This is a genomic window from Roseobacter sp. CCS2 (genome assembly GCF_000169435.1).
GTDB lineage: Bacteria > Pseudomonadota > Alphaproteobacteria > Rhodobacterales > Rhodobacteraceae > Yoonia.
Window position 1 is genome coordinate 1 of sequence record NZ_AAYB01000002.1, and the last position, 17,921, is coordinate 17,921.

The window sequence follows — 17,921 nt, forward strand, 5'->3', positions numbered from 1 at the left end:
TGCGTATTTCGCTTGGATCTCTTCAGAGATGTTGCTTGGCACTGGTTCGTAGTGGTCAAACTGCATCGAAAAGTTGGCTCTACCGCTCGACATGGACCGCAACGTGTTGATGTAGCCGAACATGTTCGCCAGTGGCACCATCGCGTCGATCGCAATGGCGTTACCGCGTGTGTCCTGACCCTGCACCTGACCGCGACGCGATGTCAGGTCGCCGATGATACCACCGGTGTGTTCCTCAGGCGTGATCACCTCAACCTTCATGATCGGCTCAAGCAGTTTCGCGCCAGCTTTGCGCATGCCTTCACGCATACACATACGGGCTGCGATCTCAAACGCCATGATGGACGAGTCAACGTCGTGGAACTTACCGTCGATCAAAGCCACCTTAAAGTCGATCACGGGGAAGCCAGCCAATGGGCCGTTATCCATGACAGACCGGATGCCTTTTTCAACGCCGGGGATGTATTCCTTGGGCACAGACCCACCAACAACGCGGCTTTCGAATGAGAAACCTTCGCCCGGCTCTGTCGGGGAAATGATCATTTTCACTTCACCGAACTGACCAGACCCACCCGACTGCTTCTTGTGGGTATAGGTATGCTCAACTTCGTGGCCGATCGTTTCACGGTAAGCCACCTGTGGCGCACCGATGTTCGCTTCAACCTTGAACTCGCGCTTCATGCGGTCGACCAGAATGTCGAGGTGCAATTCGCCCATGCCCTTCATGATGGTCTGACCTGATTCCAGATCAGTTTCCACGCGGAAGGATGGATCCTCGGCAGACAGACGTTGCAACGCAAGGCCCATCTTTTCCTGGTCACCCTTTGTCTTAGGCTCAACAGCGATCTCGATCACAGGATCAGGGAACGTCATTGTTTCCAGAACCACAGGTTCAGCAACAGAACACAATGTGTCACCTGTTGTTGTGTCCTTCAGGCCGCCAAGTGCGATGATATCGCCAGAAAACGCTTCCGAGATTTCATCACGGTCGTTGGAGTGCATGATCATCATGCGGCCAACACGTTCTTTTTTGCCTTTGGTCGAATTCAGGAAGGTATCACCCTTTTCCAGCTTACCCGAATAGATCCGTGTGAATGTCAGCGAGCCGACAAACGGGTCATTCCAGATTTTAAACGCCAGCGCAGAGAACGCCATGTCATCATCCGCACGGCGGGCAATGTCACGGACTTCGTCTTCGTCGCCGGGCTTAAAGCCCATGTAATCAACCACATCAAGCGGGCTTGGCAGATAATCAACAACCGCGTTCAGCAGTGGCTGAACACCTTTGTTTTTAAACGCAGACCCACCCAGAACAGGCACAAATGCCATGCTCAGCGTTGCTTTGCGGATCATTTCGCGCAGCTTTGGCACATCTGGTTCGTTGCCTTCCAGATATGCTTCCATGGCGTCGTCGTCCTGCTCAACAGCACCTTCGATCAGCTTTTCGCGCCATTCAGCGGCCTGATCTTTCAGGCTGTCACGAATAGGGGCTTTGACCCAGGATGCACCAAGGTCTTCACCCTGCCACAGCCATTCTTCCATGGTGACAAGGTCAACCAAGCCTTCCAGCTCGGTTTCTGCACCGATCGGGAATGCGATAGGCAGTGCGCGTGCGCCAGTACGGTCTTCGACCATTTCGACACACTTGAAGAAGTCAGCGCCGATTTTGTCCATCTTGTTGACGAAAACCATACGCGGCACTTTATAGCGGTCAGCCTGACGCCAAACAGTTTCTGTCTGCGGCTCAACACCAGCGTTGGCGTCAAGAACACAGACCGCACCGTCAAGCACAGCCAAGGAACGCTCAACTTCAATGGTAAAGTCAACGTGGCCGGGTGTGTCGATGATGTTCAGGCGGTGCTTTGGGCTGTCAGCGGTTTCACCATCTTCTGTGCGTTCCCAGAATGTGGTTGTCGCAGCGGATGTAATGGTAATGCCGCGCTCTTGTTCTTGCTCCATGTGGTCCATGGTTGCAGCGCCATCGTGCACTTCGCCGATGTTATGCTCTTTACCTGTATAGTACAGGATACGTTCGGAACATGTGGTCTTACCGGCGTCGATATGTGCCATGATGCCAAAGTTACGGTAAAGTTCGAGGGGATACTCGCGTGCCATCTTGATAGCTTCCTTTTACCAGCGGTAGTGGCTGAACGCTTTGTTCGCGTCGGCCATCTTGTGGGTGTCTTCACGCTTTTTGACGGCTGTGCCGCGGCCGTTGACCGCATCCATCAGCTCGCCTGCAAGGCGCTCTTCCATTGTGTTTTCATTGCGCTTTTTCGCAGCAGAAATCAGCCAGCGGATGGCCAATGCTTCGCGACGTTCGGGGCGCACTTCGACAGGTACCTGATATGTCGCACCACCGACGCGGCGCGAGCGCACTTCGACGGATGGTTTGATGTTATCAAGGCACTCGTGAAAGACCTCAACCGGGGATTTCTTCAACTTGTCTTCAACGCGATCAAAGGCGTTATAGACGATGCGTTCGGCGACGGATTTCTTACCGTCAACCATCAGGTTGTTCATGAACTTTGTCAGAACCAGATCACCAAACTTTGCGTCTGGCAGGACTTCGCGTTTTTCAGCGGCGTGACGACGTGACATCTAATCTTTTCCTTACTTAGGACGCTTCGCGCCGTACTTCGAACGGCGTTGCTTACGGTCTTTGACACCTTGTGTATCAAGCACACCGCGCAGAATGTGGTAACGCACACCTGGAAGGTCTTTGACACGGCCGCCACGGATCAGAACAACAGAGTGTTCCTGCAGGTTGTGGCTTTCACCCGGGATGTAGCTGATGACCTCAAAACCGTTTGTCAGGCGCACTTTGGCAACCTTACGCATGGCCGAGTTCGGTTTCTTTGGTGTCGTTGTATAAACGCGCGTACAGACGCCGCGTTTTTGTGGGCAGCCTTCCATATGCTGCGACTTGGACTTCGTGACTTTTGGCTGGCGCGGTTTGCGGATCAGCTGCTGAATCGTTGGCATCGTTTGATGTTCCCATCTATTCACATGGTGCGTCCGGCAAACGCGAAGGTTTCAAAAATGCTTTCACTTCGGAAAGCACAAAAATTCCGCAGTCGAACCCTTACCGGAGGTTCGGTGCGGTGAGCTCCAGAGGAACAAAGCTTAAAATGCTCGGTTCTTGGCCACTACGTGGTATGATATCGGGACTTTGAAAGGTTCCCCCTTCGCCCGGATGTGCGGCGTATAGGAGGAGTCGGAATGCCTGTCAACAGCGGCCCCCCGATGCATCAGGCCCGGTATGTCCCTTCGTTATGATCAAGCTGATAATACAGGCCGCTATTGCATAACAATCAGGCTTTATTGCTTAGCAGATATGGTTGCCCCCACGTTGAAGATCAAGGCGCATTCAGTCCGCCACCAATCATGATGGAGATACTTCAATGGTCCGTACCACAGTCAGCATCATCACCCTCATTGCCCTGTCTGCTTGCAGCGTTGGCGGGACATCATCACCCAAACCCAACGCACCCACGGTCAGTAGCGCCGATGTGCGCGATGCAATGAACGAGGCCGCGTTTATCAGTAACGCCCCTCAGACAAGTTTCAGGGATCTGCCCACAGGCACCGTCACCTATACCGGCCAACTAGGTGCCGACGTCAGGGGTGACGTGAACGGCAGTATTCTGGGCGATCTGAACATGGATGTCGGTTTCGCCAGCAATACTGTTCGTGGTTCTGTCGACAACATCAATATACTTGACGCCAACCAACTTGCCGATCAGCGGCTTGATGGCAGGCTTATTCTGGATGGTGTGGAAACGGCTGGCCAGCTTGATGCTTTTGCTTCGGGCAATCTGTCAGGTGTGAACAACAACGGGGCAGACGTCGACACACAAATGTTGCTGATCCTTGATGGTCAAGTCCGCAATGACTTTGGACGGGGCGACGCGGTCTATGGCGCGGCCAGCGGGCAGGCCGAAGGGGACCTTGATTTCGATGTCGAAGGTGTTTTCTACGGCAGCCGTAACTAAGCTTACTTGATGCGGTCCAGCATAACCCTGTGCCGGATCTGCAGCTTGGTTTCGCGGTACAGTGTAAACAGGCCGGTCGCCACAACGATCCCACCGCCGGTCAAGGCCAGCGCATTAGGCCATTCATCAAACACCACGACACCAAGGATCAGCGCCACCAACAGACTGGTATACCGAAACGGGGCCACAAACCCGATCTCGCCAAAGCGCATCGCGCTGGCGGATGCGATATAGGCAAAGATCATAAAGGTCATTGCCCCGCCCAACTGCAAACCAGCGGTCGTCGTTAACGGCTGCCATGGCGTGAACAGTGACCCAATTGCGCCAAAACCCATAACCCCGACCGCCGCTATCAGTGCGACAAACACCGCCGGCACATCACGCGACATACGTCGCATGGCGATATCGCGCATCGTCGCGCAGGCAACAGCACAAAGCGCATAGATGCTATAACTGCTGAAATCCGCACCACCCGGTTGGATGATCAGCAAAACCCCGACAAAGCCCACAAAGATCGCGGTGAGGCGGCGCCAGCCCAGCGCCTCGCCCAGTATCAGGGCCGCAGCAAGGCTGACACTGAGGGGAAGCACCTGCAAAATCGCGCTTACATTCGCCAGCGGCATGTTGAAAAGGGCGGTGAGAAAGAAAAACGTCCCCCCCAACTCACCCGCCGTGCGCAGCAGCAAAAGCCCCCAGTCGCGCAGCGCAAACCCAAAGCGGAACTGCCCCAGCAGACGGCACATGATCGCCAGAAAGATGACGGCACCAATACCACGCAAAAAGATTGCCTGAAACAACGGTACTTCGTCCGACAACGCCTTCATGAAGGCATCGTTGAACGTATAGGCGCACATCGCGCACACCATAAAAAGCGCACCGCGCATGTTGTCTGACAGGACAGGCATAGCGCAGGCGTATCAGCGCCATGCGTGCAAGACCAGCACTAGCGCAGCACATGCACCGCGCATTTGGCGTGACGCACGACCTTGGCCGCAGTGGACCCCAGCAGATAGTCCTGCATCCCCGGCTGGTGACTGGCGACAATAATCAGATCAGTGTCATTGTTGTCAGCATGCGCCAGAATGGTCCGCGACGAATGGCCATCAACCACAACCGTAGATGCGTTATCAACGCCTTCGACAAGGGATTTCAGCCCTTCGATGATGTCGGCTTTTGCCGCATCGCGATGACCTTCGGGCAGATACTCTATGGCGTATTTGGGCAGATGCTCCATCACATGCAGGCAGGTGATTGACCCGCCATGCACACGCAGCGCCTGCGCAATTTCCATCGCGCCTTGGGCGTTACGGTCAGCTTCGAATGACACAGGAACAAGGATATTTTTGTACATCAGGAACGTCCTTCTATGGTTGTCCCTATTGTACCAAACGGATCACCCGTGTGCCTTGATCTGTGTCACCGGTTTCTAGTGCTGCTCCGGCACCAAAATCTCACGCTTGCCCACGTGGTTGGCCGAACTCACAACACCTTCATCTTCCATCTGTTCCACCAGCCGTGCGGCCTTGTTATAACCGATCGCCAGTTTGCGTTGGATGTAGGACGTTGAACATTTGCGATCTTTGATCACAATCGCCACAGCCGTGTCATAAAGCGCGTTTTCGCTGTCGGACCCGTCGCCCAGACCCAGCACCAGATCAATGCTGCTTTCGGCATCATCCGCAGGCCCTTCGACCACACCGGACATATATTCAGGCGGGCCGAACCCTTTAAGGTGGTTGACGATCTCTTCAACCTCTTCGTCACTCACGAACGGTCCATGCACACGGGTAATCTTGGACCCACCAGCCATATAAAGCATGTCACCCATACCCAACAGTTGTTCGGCCCCCATTTCACCAAGGATGGTGCGGCTGTCGATTTTCGACGTCACCTGAAAGGAAATCCGCGTCGGAAAGTTCGCCTTGATCGTACCGGTAATCACATCCACCGACGGACGCTGTGTCGCCATGATCAGGTGAATACCAGAGGCACGGGCCATCTGCGCCAGACGCTGAATACAAGCCTCAATCTCTTTACCCGCCACCATCATCAGATCGGCCATCTCATCCACGATCACGACGATATAAGGCAGTATTTCCGGCTGAAATTCCTCGGTCTCGAAAACCGGATCGCCGGTTTCGTCGTCAAACCCGGTTTGCACCGTGCGGCTGAACATTTCATTCTTGGCCAGCGCGTCTTTCACGCGACCATTGAAGCCATCAATGTTGCGCACGCCCATCTTGGACATCTTGCGATAGCGTTCTTCCATCTCGCCCACGACCCATTTCAGGGCGACAACCGCTTTTTTGGGGTCCGTCACAACGGGGGACAGCAAATGCGGGATGCCGTCATAAACGGAAAGTTCCAGCATCTTGGGATCAATCATGATCATCCGGCATTCTTCCGGCGTCAGTTTGTAAAGCAGTGACAGGATCATCGTATTGATCGCCACGGATTTACCCGAACCGGTTGTACCCGCGATCAATAGGTGAGGCATCTTGGCAAGGTTCGCGATAATCGGCTCACCGCCAATATCCTTACCCAGCGCCAATGGCAGTTTCTGGTTGCCATCACCGAAATCACGATGCGACAGGATTTCGCGCAAAACCACCTTCTCGCGGTTTTCATTGGGCAATTCGATCCCAATGACAGACCGGCCCGGCACGGTAGACACACGCGCCGATAGGGCAGACATGGAACGCGCAATATCATCAGATAGACCGATGACGCGGGATGCTTTCAAACCCGGCGCAGGCTCCAGCTCGTACATGGTCACGACAGGACCGGGACGAACCGAAACGATCTCACCCTTCACGCCGTAATCATCCAGCACGCTTTCCAGCATGCGGGCGTTTTCCTCCAAGGCCTCATCGCTCAGATGATGACGCTGGATATCAATCGGGTTGGACAGCAGACCCAATGGCGGATGCTCGTAAGACGCATATTTATCTTCAAACTTCAACGCAGGTTGGGCTTCAGCCTTCGCCTGACGGGACGGTGCAGGCGCGCGTTTCGGCGGGTGCTGCACAACGCTGCGTGGCTCTGGCGTTGGCACATGCGCCTCTGGGATTGGCATATGTGGTGCGGCCATACGTGGCGCTTCCTCGATGCCTTCGACCAATGGCTCATCTTCATCCATCGGTTCAAACACCAACGGGGCAGGGCCACGGCCCGCGGTCAAAGACGGCTCAATCCGCACACCCGTAGGTGAGGGCGGCACCGCACGGCTTTTGATCGCATCCGCAATCCGCGCGCTCACACGGTCAGTATTGGCGGGCAGTGCATCTGCCACAGGTTCAGGCGTCACCAACTCAGGCTCCGGCATCGGATCGTTACGCTTGAGCAGACCAGACAAGAACCCGCCCTGTGGTTCCGCTGTCGCAGTGCGGGCCGGGGCCGACAAAGGCGGCGCTGGCGGCATTTTGGGCGCTGTCAAAGGTGGCTCAGCGGTGGGCACAACAGGGTTGGACCGCACAACAGCGGCGGCGCGCACGCGCGGGTCGTCCTGTAAAGGTGGCACCGAAAACGGATCCTCCAACGCGGGCTCTTCCGCACGGGCTGCACGGGTTTCTGCAAACTGTTCGCGGCGCGCCTGAACGGTTGCGTTCATACCTTGCGCCGCTTGGGCCGACATCGCGGCGCCCTTGCCCAACACGCGCAACAGCGTGGCATAAAGCATGACAGTGCCCAGCAAGACAAAGCGCCCAGCGACCTTCATTTCCGGCTTGGTAAAGCCCAGCACAAAGGCCATCAGCGCCAGCAAAGCGACACCCGTCAGCAGTGACAGCAGCTTGACCCCAAAGATCGTACCCACAGGCACAATCGTCAGGATCACACCCAGCACAGTATCGCCAAACAGGCCACCAAGACCAAAGTTCGCAGGCCATTCAAAACCGGGGGTCAGCGTCGCCGCATGGACCGACGCCAGAATAATCGCCACAGGCGCAAAGATCAGACGGCCAATCGCGCGCTCCTGCCCGTGATGCATGACAAAGCGCAGACCCCACATCATCAAAACCAGCGGCACAACCCAAATGCCAAGGCCAATGACCATCATCAAGGGTGCAGCGGTCGAGGCCCCAAAATGCCCCAGCCAGTTCTGCACAGGGGCATCGGTGGCGGAAATCCAGCTTGGATCATTAGGGGAATAACTGCCCACCATCGCGGCAATCAGCAGGCCCACAAAGATCAGGGCAAGACCCACCAGTTCCTTGGTGCGCTTTTCAATCGCTGCCTGCGTTGTACTGTCCAAAAGCGGGTCGCGCCGCCGGGATTGGTAAGATGCCATGCTGTTATTCCTCAACCATACAAACAGTCGCGGATCAGGGTCAGACCGCGCTGCATTTCTTGTGTTGGGGCCACCATGGCGACCCGAATGTAATTCTTGCCGGGGTTTGCCCCGTTTGTGTCTTGGGACAGATACGCACCGGGCAGGGTGCGCACGCCGGTTTCCTGCCACAGCTTGACCGCCGCTGTTTCGCCGTCACCCGTGGGCAACCACAAAAAGAACCCCGCCTGCGGGGATTGGTAGCCATCCACATGGCCCAGTATATCATCCGCGATCGCGTATTTGCGATGATAGAGGGCACGGTTTTCAACCACATGGTCCTCATCATCCCACACGGCGGCGGCAACGGCCTGCAAAGGCTCCGGCAACGGCGCACCGGCAAAGGCACGCAGGCTGCGCAAACGGGCGATGGACTCAGGCCCGCCCGCACAAAAGCCAGAACGCAGACCGGGCAGGTTCGACCGTTTGGACAGGGAATGAAAGATCAAGACCCGCTCAGGATGCGCACCCATATCCTTGGCAATTTGTAGCGCACCGGGGGGCGGCACCTCGCGATAAATCTCGGAATAGCATTCATCGGCGAAGATAATGAAATCATGCTTTTCGGCCAGCGCAATCAGGTCACGCCAATAATCAGCATCCGCCACAGCCCCCTGCGGGTTGGCGGGGGAACAGATATAGGCAATCGCCGTGCGATCCAAAATGTCTTTTGGCAACGCATGAAAATCCGGCAAATGGCCGGTCTCAACCGTGGCAGGCACATAAACAGGCTCTGCTCCAACAGACCGGGCGGCGACCGCATAAACCTGATAGAATGGATTGGGCGTCAGAATAACCGGCTGGCCATTCTTCTGCTCCGGGCACAACGCCATGGCCGCATTATAAAGCCCCTCACGGGTGCCATTCAGCGCCAAAATCTGGGTCTGCGGCACGTCAAGACCGTAACGGCGCTTTAGAAAACCACCGATAGCGTCCAGTAAATCGGACGTCCCATAATTCTCAGGATACTTCCCAAATCCGGCCAGATTGGCCGCAAGAATGTCGCCCACAAAGCCGGGAAACGCATGGCGCGGCTCGCCAATCGTCATGTTGATCGTCTCGGACGCCTGTGTCGGCACGTCAAGAAGCGCACGCAAGCGTGGCCACGTCGCTGCCGGAAGGTCCGAAAACCGCTCAGGAAATACCATAACTGCCTCAATACGCCGGATCATTTGCGCCCGACTTTTTTACAAACTAGCGCGGCGGTGGCGGGTCTGTCCAGAAGAAGGGGCGCGTCGGCGGGTTTTTGTGGCTTTTTGGTCAGTTAGGAGGTGGTCTGACTGCCTTTAGTTTGCATTAAGCAAGGCCAAACGTCGTTCGAATTCTTTTTCGAATTCGTTGGGGACATAGATGCAATTAACTGCATCGGCGACCAAATCGCTCCGCGCAGCCTCGTTGAATACTAAATCAACAAATTCTTCAAAGCTTTCATTCATTAGGGTTTCGAGAGGGCCAACGCCCAACATCTCGGTTTCATCTAATGTAAGTTCTTGCCTTGCGATGCCTAGAATGGCTTTAAAGAGTTCGTGTGGTCGACTGATTGACCACTTAATTGCAGCACCAATCACCCATTCACAAGCTAGCCAGTCGGAACTGCCAACCACCGATCTTCTGTACTTCAACCAAGCACTTTCGAAGTCGCTTGCAGAATAGTTTTTGTAGTCCATGACAGAAATTTGCCCTATACATTCGCGTCAGTCAGCCCTTGCGATACTGATGCTTCATTTGCTCTCCTAAGAGGGAAGCTAGTCTAAACATGAATGCAAATATTCACTAGAAGCCGACCTCAAAGCCCCTTCAACCGCAGCCGCCACCCTCAACAACGCCGCCTCTGTCCTGTTCTGCCCGTTCAGCATAATCCCGCAAGACGGCACCCCTGTCGGCAGCGTCACCGAACACACATCCATCAGGTTCGCGACCCGTGTGTTACGCAACGCGAGCAGGTTTTCGCTTTTGTAGTAGGCATCATCCGCCAACAAACGCTCCGCATTGGGTGGCACGATCGGGGCGGTGGGCATGATCACCGCGTCAAACTGTGCGGTCTCGGCGTGGTACTGTTTGCGGATGTCGCGCAGCAGGTTCCAGCCCGCGCAATAATCGGCCCCGCCCACAGCTTTCCCGCCCCGCACACGTTCCAAAATCTGGGGGAACATCTTTTCAGGGTGTGCCTCGACCAGATCACGCCACCAGCCATAGCTGTCAGCGGCATAGAGGTTGCCCGCTTGCGCGAAGGCATCCGCCAGCGCGGGAAACGCACGGTGTTCGATCTGGGCTCCAGCGGCTTGCAACCGGTTAACCGCATCCTCGAACGCATCGCGAGGGGCGCCCCTAATCTCGTCAAAGACGATGGTATCAAGAACCATGAACCGCAAACCCTCCAGACTGCAGCCAGCCAAATCAGCAGGCTTCCCGCCCTCCAATACCGCCAACAACAGGTTTGCATCCTCAACCGACCGGCACAAAGGCCCCACCGTATCAAAGGTCAAACACAGCGGCACGACCCCCTCCAACGACAACCGCCCATGCGTTGTCTTCAACCCTACCAGATCGTTCCACGCTGACGGTATCCGCACCGATCCACCCGTATCAGACCCGATGCCAGCCGCCGCCAAGCCAAACGCGACCGAGGTCGCAGCCCCGGACGACGACCCACCCGGTACGGCCTCATGGTCATTCACGCAAGGCGGCGTCGCGGTGATGGGGTTCAACCCCAGCCCGGAAAACGCGATCTCGGACATGTGGGTTTTGCCAAGACAAACGAGGCCCGCCGCCGTTGCCGCCTTCAACATTTCCGCGTCCTGATCCGGCACGCGCCCCGCCATCAACGCCGTCCCGGCCTCGGTCCCCACCCCAGCGGTATCAAATAAATCCTTCCACGACACCGGCACGCCATCCAACGCACTGCGGCGCATGCCCGCCTTCGCCCGTGCAGACGCCGCTTTCGCCTCAGCCCGCGCGCGGTCATGCATCACCCGCGCATAAATCCGGTCCCGGAATTCATGCGCGTCGATGGCGTCCAGATAGACCTCTGTCAGCGCCACAGGGTCAATCTGCCCCGCCCCAATCGCACGGCCCAAATCCGCCGCTGTCATCCATCGCCAGTCTTGCATGTCATTCTCCTGCTTGTGCGCGACGGTAGCGGCCATCAGGCGCATGGACAATCCCGCGCGGGCGCGCATATTGCACCGTATGGATACAGACCTGATCATCGTAGGCGGCGGGCTGAACGGACCCGCCTTGGCACTGGCAGCGGCGCAAGCCGGATTTACGGTGACAATCATCGACAGCCTGCCGCTGGACACCCGCAAGCGCGTGAACTTCGATGGGCGATCCTACGCGCTCGCCCATGCCTCGATGCGCCTGCTGCGGGGTATCGGCATCTGGCCCGCGATCAGCGATAACGCCCAGCCCATGCTGGAGATAAAGGTTACCGACGGGCGCGCAGGCGAAGGGCCGTCGCCTTGGATGATGCACTTTGACCATGCCGAAATTGAAGAAGGGCCCATGGGCTTTATGGTCGAAGACCGGCACCTGCGACGCGCCTTCCTTGATGCGATGGCAAAGGACGATCGGATCACGCAGCTTTCGGATGAAACCGTTGTGGCGCAATCGGTCGATATGGCAGGGGCCACGGTCACACTAGCCTCTGACACCCAGATCACCGGTAAGCTTCTTATCGGGTCGGACGGACGCAAAAGCGGCACCGCCGAACGAGCCGGGATCAAGCGCACTGGCTGGGGTTACGGACAAACCGCCGTTGTCTGCGCGGTCAAACACGCGAAACCCCATAATGGCATCGCGCATCAGTTCTTCATGCCCGGCGGCCCGCTCGCCATCTTGCCATTAACCAAGAACCGCAGTTCTATTGTGTGGAGCGAAACAGACACAAAGGCACAAGCCCTCATTGCCATGAGCGATGATGATTTCTTAGACGCTTTGCGCCCGGCTTTCGGCAGCTTCCTTGGGCAAATCAGCCTGACCGGGCAGCGGTTCAGCTATCCTTTGGGGCTGACACTCGCCAACAGTTTCATCGCGGACCGGATCGCGCTGATCGGTGACGCCGCCCACGGCGTGCACCCGATTGCGGGGCAAGGGCTGAACGCCGGATTGCGCGATGTGGCGGCTTTGGCCGAAGTGTTGGAAAACGCGCGCGCACGCGGCGAAGATATCGGCGGCGCGCAAACGCTTGCTCGCTATCAACGGTGGCGGCGGTTCGATACCGCGACGCTGGCGCTCGCGACCGACACGTTCAACAGGCTCTTCTCGAACGACAACCCATTCCTGCGCGCCGCACGCGATATCGGCATGGGTCTGGTGAATGCAGCACCGGGTTTGCGCCGCACCTTTATCCGCGAGGCCGCGGGGCTGACGGGCGATCTGCCGCGGCTGATGCGTGGCTAAACAGTTTCTATTCTGCTGATAGAATCAGCGACCTGCATCAGGCTCGCCCTTTGATTGTGCAGCCTTGCTTGTGCGCAATCTACTATCCGGGACAGTACAACATATGATGCGCACCGCCATCGCAAGGGTTGTTTTCGTGCTACCTGTCTTGTGATCCAGTCACAATCTATCAGCACCAAGGCCCTGTTGATTAAGGCAAAATTACGGCGCATACCAATCTGATTTACAGGTATGGCGTTAATATTTGTCACTTAATTTACAGAAAAACCAAGCGTATTCATATATTTGGGCAGATCGTATCCCGTATACAATAGAATACATTTACGAAGTCATGTGATGTCGCCGGACGCTTGCCCCTCAAGACGCCCTCCATCGCATGCGCAAGGAGGAGCAATCATGAATACCGATACCATCACACCGCAGCAGACGTCCGACCGTGTCCCACATGTGAACGCGCAGCAGTATCAAACGCTTTATCAGGCATCGGTCAGCGATCCCGATACGTTTTGGGCAGAGCAAGGCAAGCGCCTTGATTGGATCAAGCCGTTCACCAAAGTGCAGAACGTTGATTTCACTCTCGGCAACGTGTCGATCAAATGGTTCGAAGATGGTGTTCTGAATGTCTCGGCCAACTGTATCGACCGTCACTTGGAAACGCGCGGTGACCAGACGGCGATCATCTGGGAACCTGATGATCCGAACGATCAAGCGCTCCACATAACTTACAAAGACCTGCACCGCAGCGTGTGCAAAATGGCGAATATTCTCGAAACGCTCGGCGTGCGCAAAGGTGACCGGGTCGTGATTTACCTGCCCATGATCCCCGAAGCCGCCTATGCGATGCTGGCCTGTGCACGCATTGGCGCGATCCATTCCATCGTCTTTGCCGGCTTTTCGCCCGACGCGCTGGGCGCACGGATCAACGGGTGTGACGCCAAGGTCGTGATCACCGCAGACGAGGCCCCACGCGGCGGCCGCAAGACCGCGCTCAAATCAAACACCGACGCCGCTTTGCTGCACTGCGATGATCGCGTCAAATGTCTGGTGGTCAAGCGCACTGGCGGCCAAACCACATGGACCGACCGCGACTATGATTATAACGAAATGGCGCTTGAGGCCGATGATCGCAGCGCGCCCGCCGAAATGAACGCCGAAGACCCGCTGTTCATCCTCTATACCTCCGGGTCTACCGGTCAGCCCAAAGGCGTGGTGCATACATCCGGCGGTTACCTGACCTATGCGGCGATGACGCATGAAATGGTGTTCGACTACCACGAAGGCGATGTGTTCTGGTGCACGGCGGATGTCGGCTGGGTCACCGGCCACAGCTATATCGTCTATGGTCCGCTGGCCAATGGCGCGACCACAATCATGTTTGAAGGTGTTCCGACCTACCCCGATGCGGGTCGGTTCTGGGCCGTGTGTGAAAAGTACTCTGTTAACCAGTTCTACACGGCCCCAACAGCGATCCGCGCGCTTATGGCGGCGGGCAACGCACCAGTTGAAAAATACGATCTGTCCGATTTGCGGGTTCTGGGGACCGTGGGTGAACCGATCAACCCCGAAGCCTGGAATTGGTACAATGATGTCGTTGGCAAAGGAAACTGCCCCATCGTCGATACATGGTGGCAGACCGAAACCGGTGGTCACCTGTTGACGCCACTACCGGGTGCGACGGAATTGAAACCGGGGTCTGCCCAGCAGCCTTTCTTCGGGATTGTCCCCAAAGTGCTTGACCCGCAATCAGGCGAAGAAATCACGACGACAGAGGCCGAAGGCGTGCTGGTGCTGGCCAGCAGCTGGCCCGGCCAGATGCGTACCGTCTGGGGCGATCATGAGCGGTTCGAGAAGACCTATTTCAGCGACTACAAAGGCTATTACTTCACCGGTGACGGCTGCAAACGCGATGCGGACGGCGACTATTGGATCACAGGGCGCGTTGACGACGTGATCAACGTCTCTGGCCACCGGATGGGCACGGCAGAGGTTGAAAGCGCACTCGTCGCGCATGCGAAAGTGGCCGAGGCCGCGGTCGTCGGCTATCCCCACAACATCAAGGGCCAAGGCATCTACGCCTACGTGACCTTGATGAACGGGCAAGAACCATCCGAAAACCTGCGCAAAGAACTTGAGGTTTGGGTCCGCACCGAAATCGGCCCAATTGCCAAACCGGACCTGATCCAATGGTCCCCCGGCCTGCCGAAAACACGGTCCGGTAAAATCATGCGCCGCATCCTGCGCAAGATCGCCGAGGATGACTTCGGCGCATTGGGTGATACCTCGACACTGGCGGACCCCGCTGTGGTCGATGATCTGATTGAAAACCGCATGAACCGGAAGGACGCGTAATGGATGGCTCTCGTACACCGCAAACACCACCGGTTCTGATTTTGCTGGGGCCACCGGGTGCCGGCAAAGGCACACAAGCACGGATGCTGGAAGACCGCTTTGGTCTGGTGCAGCTGTCCACCGGTGATCTGCTGCGCGCTGCGGTCGCGTCTGGATCAAAGGCGGGCAAGGCGGCAAAGGCAGTCATGGAAGCCGGTGATCTGGTCAGCGATGATATCGTGATCGCCATTCTGCGCGACAGACTTGCCCAACCTGACTGCGCCAACGGCGTCATCCTTGATGGATTCCCGCGCACAACAGCACAGGCCGAAGCGCTGGATCACATGCTGGCTGACAGCGGCCAACAGATTGACGCTGCCGTACTGCTGGAAGTGGATGACGTCAAAATGGTGGTGCGTATCGCTGGGCGCTTTACCTGTGGCGACTGCGGCGAAGGCTATCACGACACTTTCAAAACACCCAAAGTTGCAGACACCTGCGACAACTGCGGCGCCCGAAACATGACGCGCCGGGCGGATGATAATGCATCAACTGTTATGGCGCGCCTTGATGCATATCATGAACAAACAGCACCATTGATCGCATACTATGACGGCAAAGGCGTGTTGCGCCGGGTGGATGCCATGGGAGAGATTGGCGGCATTCAATCGGCCATCGCGACGCTGACCGAAAGTGTCATGCGCTAAAAGATTTGTCCGGGCGAAACCGCCCGCACACGTAATAGCCAATAAAACAAGGAGGAGCGCCACATGGCGGAACAATCAACACACGTAAAGGCAGCCAAGGATGGGGCGGGCTATTGGAAAGCCAATGTCCGCATTATTCTTGTCAGCCTCGTCATCTGGGCGCTGGTGTCCTTTGGCTTTGGCATTCTGCTGCGCCCCATGCTGTCTGGCATCGCCGTTGGCGGCACGGACCTTGGGTTCTGGTTTGCCCAGCAAGGGTCCATTATTGTCTTTCTCGCGCTGATCTTTTTCTACGCCTGGCGGATGAACAAACTCGACCGTGAATACGGCGTAGAGGAGGACTGATCTGATGGAACAGTTTACCATTAACCTGCTGTTTGTGGGCGCGAGTTTCGCGATCTACATCGGCATCGCAATCTGGGCCCGGGCTGGGTCCACATCAGAATTCTATGCCGCTGGCCGGGGTGTGCACCCTGTCACCAACGGGATGGCCACCGCGGCAGACTGGATGTCTGCGGCGTCTTTCATTTCGATGGCGGGTCTGATCGCCTTTACCGGCTACGACAACTCGACCTTCCTGATGGGCTGGACGGGCGGTTATGTACTGCTTGCACTGCTGCTGGCCCCTTACCTGCGCAAATTCGGCAAGTTCACCGTGTCCGAATTTATCGGTGATCGGTTCTATTCGCCTACCGCGCGCATGGTGGCTGTGATCTGTCTGATCGTGGCCTCGGTCACATATGTGATCGGTCAGATGACGGGTGTGGGCGTGGCCTTTGGCCGTTTCTTGGAAATCTCGAACACTGCTGGTCTGTTGATCGGTGCAGCCGTGGTTTTTGCCTATGCGGTGTTTGGCGGCATGAAAGGTGTGACCTACACGCAGGTCGCGCAATATGTCGTGTTGATCATGGCCTATACAATCCCTGCCGTGTTCATTTCGCTGCAACTGACTGGCACGCCGATCCCGGCACTGGGTCTGTTCAGTGAAACCACATCAACAGGTGCGGAAGGCAGCGTTTATCTGCTGACCAAGCTTGACCAGATCGTCACTGACCTTGGGTTTGCCAGCTATACCGAAGCGCATAAAGACAACCTGAACATGGTTTTGTTCACCCTGTCGCTGATGATCGGTACAGCGGGTCTGCCACACGTCATCATGCGTTTCTTCACCGTACCCAAAGTGTCTGACGCACGGTGGTCTGCGGGTTGGGCGCTGGTGTTCATCGCACTCTTGTACCTCACGGCCCCGGCTGTTGGTGCCATGGCACGCCTGAACATCACCGAACTGATGTGGCCCAACGGGACATCCGGTGACCCTGTGTCGGTCCAAACGATTGAAACCGCACCAGAGTACGACTGGATGCTAACATGGCAGAAAACCGGTCTTCTGGATTGGGAAGACAAGAACGGCGATGGCCTGATCCAATACTATAACGATCAGTCCGATGCGATGGCAGCGACCGCTGCTGCCAACGGCTGGGAAGGGAACGAGTTGACGAACTTCAACCGTGACATCCTTGTGCTGGCGAACCCGGAAATTGCCAACCTGCCCGGTTGGGTGATCGGTCTGGTGGCTGCGGGTGGTCTGGCCGCTGCGCTGTCGACAGCGGCGGGTCTGCTGCTGGCGATTTCGTCTGCGGTCAGCCACGATTTGCTGAAAGGTCAGTTGACACCCAATATGTCTGAAAAGGCCGAACTGATGTCAGCCCGTATCGCCATGGCCGTCGCCATTGCGGTGGCAACAGTCCTTGGGTTGAATCCCCCCGGCTTTGCGGCGCAAACCGTGGCCTTGGCCTTTGGTCTGGCAGCGGCGTCGATCTTCCCTGCTTTGATGATGGGTATCTTTTCCAAGCGCGTGAACAACGTGGGCGCTGTGGCGGGGATGCTGTCCGGTCTGGTCTTCACACTGGTCTACATCTTCCTGCACAAGGGTTGGCTGTTCATCGCCGGGACCAATTCGTTCCCCGATACGGTTGATGGTTCCCTTTTCGGGATCCAGTCCACCGCGATCGGTGCGGTTGGCGCTTTGATCAACTTTGCGGTTGCCTATGGTGTCTCGATGATGACCAAAGATACCCCGCAAGAGATCAAGGATCTGGTCGAAAGCGTCCGTATCCCAGCCGGTGCCGGTGGTGCCGTCGATCACTAAACCAATTGGGCCAG

Annotated in this window: 15 protein-coding genes; 6 read left to right on the top strand and 9 right to left on the bottom strand. The window is 56.7% G+C overall.

Going from position 1 to position 17,921, the window contains the following annotated elements:
* From fusA to rpsL, 3 genes are all read right to left on the bottom strand, one after another.
* Positions 1–2,115 (bottom strand): elongation factor G (gene fusA / locus RCCS2_RS06625; RefSeq protein ID WP_008232572.1); only part of this gene is annotated, 2,115 nt, incomplete at its 3' end.
* Between the two features lie 15 nt (positions 2,116–2,130).
* On the bottom strand, positions 2,131–2,601 hold the full coding sequence (gene rpsG / locus RCCS2_RS06630) for a 30S ribosomal protein S7 (protein WP_008232573.1): 471 nt from the start codon (positions 2,599–2,601) through the stop codon (positions 2,131–2,133).
* A 12-nt stretch (positions 2,602–2,613) separates the two neighbouring features.
* On the bottom strand, positions 2,614–2,985 hold the full coding sequence (gene rpsL, locus RCCS2_RS06635) for a 30S ribosomal protein S12 (RefSeq protein ID WP_008232574.1): 372 nt from the start codon (positions 2,983–2,985) through the stop codon (positions 2,614–2,616).
* Positions 2,986–3,404: 419 nt separating this feature from the next.
* On the opposite strand from rpsL, the gene RCCS2_RS06640 reads away from it, so the two are divergent.
* Positions 3,405–3,995 (top strand): hypothetical protein, encoded by a 591-nt coding sequence (locus RCCS2_RS06640; RefSeq protein WP_008232577.1) that lies wholly within the window; start codon positions 3,405–3,407, stop codon positions 3,993–3,995.
* A gap of 2 nt (positions 3,996–3,997) precedes the next feature.
* Here RCCS2_RS06640 and RCCS2_RS06645 read toward each other — a convergent pair whose 3' ends face one another.
* From RCCS2_RS06645 to RCCS2_RS06670, 6 genes are all read right to left on the bottom strand, one after another.
* Positions 3,998–4,900 (bottom strand): DMT family transporter, encoded by a 903-nt coding sequence (locus RCCS2_RS06645; protein WP_008232578.1) that lies wholly within the window; start codon positions 4,898–4,900, stop codon positions 3,998–4,000.
* A gap of 38 nt (positions 4,901–4,938) precedes the next feature.
* The gene (locus tag RCCS2_RS06650) at positions 4,939–5,346 is read right to left on the bottom strand and encodes a universal stress protein (RefSeq protein WP_008232579.1); all 408 of its coding nucleotides are present in this window, start codon (positions 5,344–5,346) and stop codon (positions 4,939–4,941) included.
* A gap of 75 nt (positions 5,347–5,421) precedes the next feature.
* Entirely contained in the window at positions 5,422–8,283 is a 2,862-nt protein-coding gene (locus RCCS2_RS06655; protein ID WP_008232580.1) for a DNA translocase FtsK, read from the bottom strand.
* A gap of 11 nt (positions 8,284–8,294) precedes the next feature.
* Positions 8,295–9,470 (bottom strand): aminotransferase class I/II-fold pyridoxal phosphate-dependent enzyme, encoded by a 1,176-nt coding sequence (locus RCCS2_RS06660; protein ID WP_037293885.1) that lies wholly within the window; start codon positions 9,468–9,470, stop codon positions 8,295–8,297.
* 138 nt (positions 9,471–9,608) lie between these two features.
* A complete protein-coding gene (locus RCCS2_RS06665; RefSeq protein ID WP_008232582.1) occupies positions 9,609–9,989 on the bottom strand; it encodes a DUF6869 domain-containing protein in 381 nt (126 codons plus the stop codon).
* A gap of 78 nt (positions 9,990–10,067) precedes the next feature.
* The gene (locus RCCS2_RS06670) at positions 10,068–11,432 is read right to left on the bottom strand and encodes an amidase (RefSeq protein ID WP_050770806.1); all 1,365 of its coding nucleotides are present in this window, start codon (positions 11,430–11,432) and stop codon (positions 10,068–10,070) included.
* A 43-nt stretch (positions 11,433–11,475) separates the two neighbouring features.
* On the opposite strand from RCCS2_RS06670, the gene RCCS2_RS06675 reads away from it, so the two are divergent.
* The 5 genes from RCCS2_RS06675 to RCCS2_RS06695 all read left to right on the top strand — a co-directional run bounded on the left by RCCS2_RS06675 (position 11,476) and on the right by RCCS2_RS06695 (position 17,907).
* Positions 11,476–12,723, top strand: a complete 1,248-nt coding sequence (locus RCCS2_RS06675; protein ID WP_008232584.1) for a UbiH/UbiF/VisC/COQ6 family ubiquinone biosynthesis hydroxylase — start codon at positions 11,476–11,478, stop codon at positions 12,721–12,723.
* 396 nt (positions 12,724–13,119) lie between these two features.
* A complete protein-coding gene (gene acs, locus RCCS2_RS06680; RefSeq protein ID WP_008232585.1) occupies positions 13,120–15,072 on the top strand; it encodes an acetate--CoA ligase in 1,953 nt (650 codons plus the stop codon).
* Entirely contained in the window at positions 15,072–15,758 is a 687-nt protein-coding gene (locus tag RCCS2_RS06685) for an adenylate kinase (protein WP_008232586.1), read from the top strand. The genes acs and RCCS2_RS06685 overlap by 1 nt, the downstream gene beginning before the upstream one ends.
* A gap of 63 nt (positions 15,759–15,821) precedes the next feature.
* Positions 15,822–16,103 carry a DUF4212 domain-containing protein gene (locus RCCS2_RS06690; RefSeq protein WP_008232587.1) on the top strand — a complete coding sequence of 94 codons (282 nt, stop codon included), beginning with the start codon at positions 15,822–15,824 and terminating at the stop codon, positions 16,101–16,103.
* 4 nt (positions 16,104–16,107) lie between these two features.
* On the top strand, positions 16,108–17,907 hold the full coding sequence (locus RCCS2_RS06695) for a sodium:solute symporter family protein (RefSeq protein ID WP_008232588.1): 1,800 nt from the start codon (positions 16,108–16,110) through the stop codon (positions 17,905–17,907).
* Positions 17,908–17,921 lie beyond the last annotated feature (14 nt).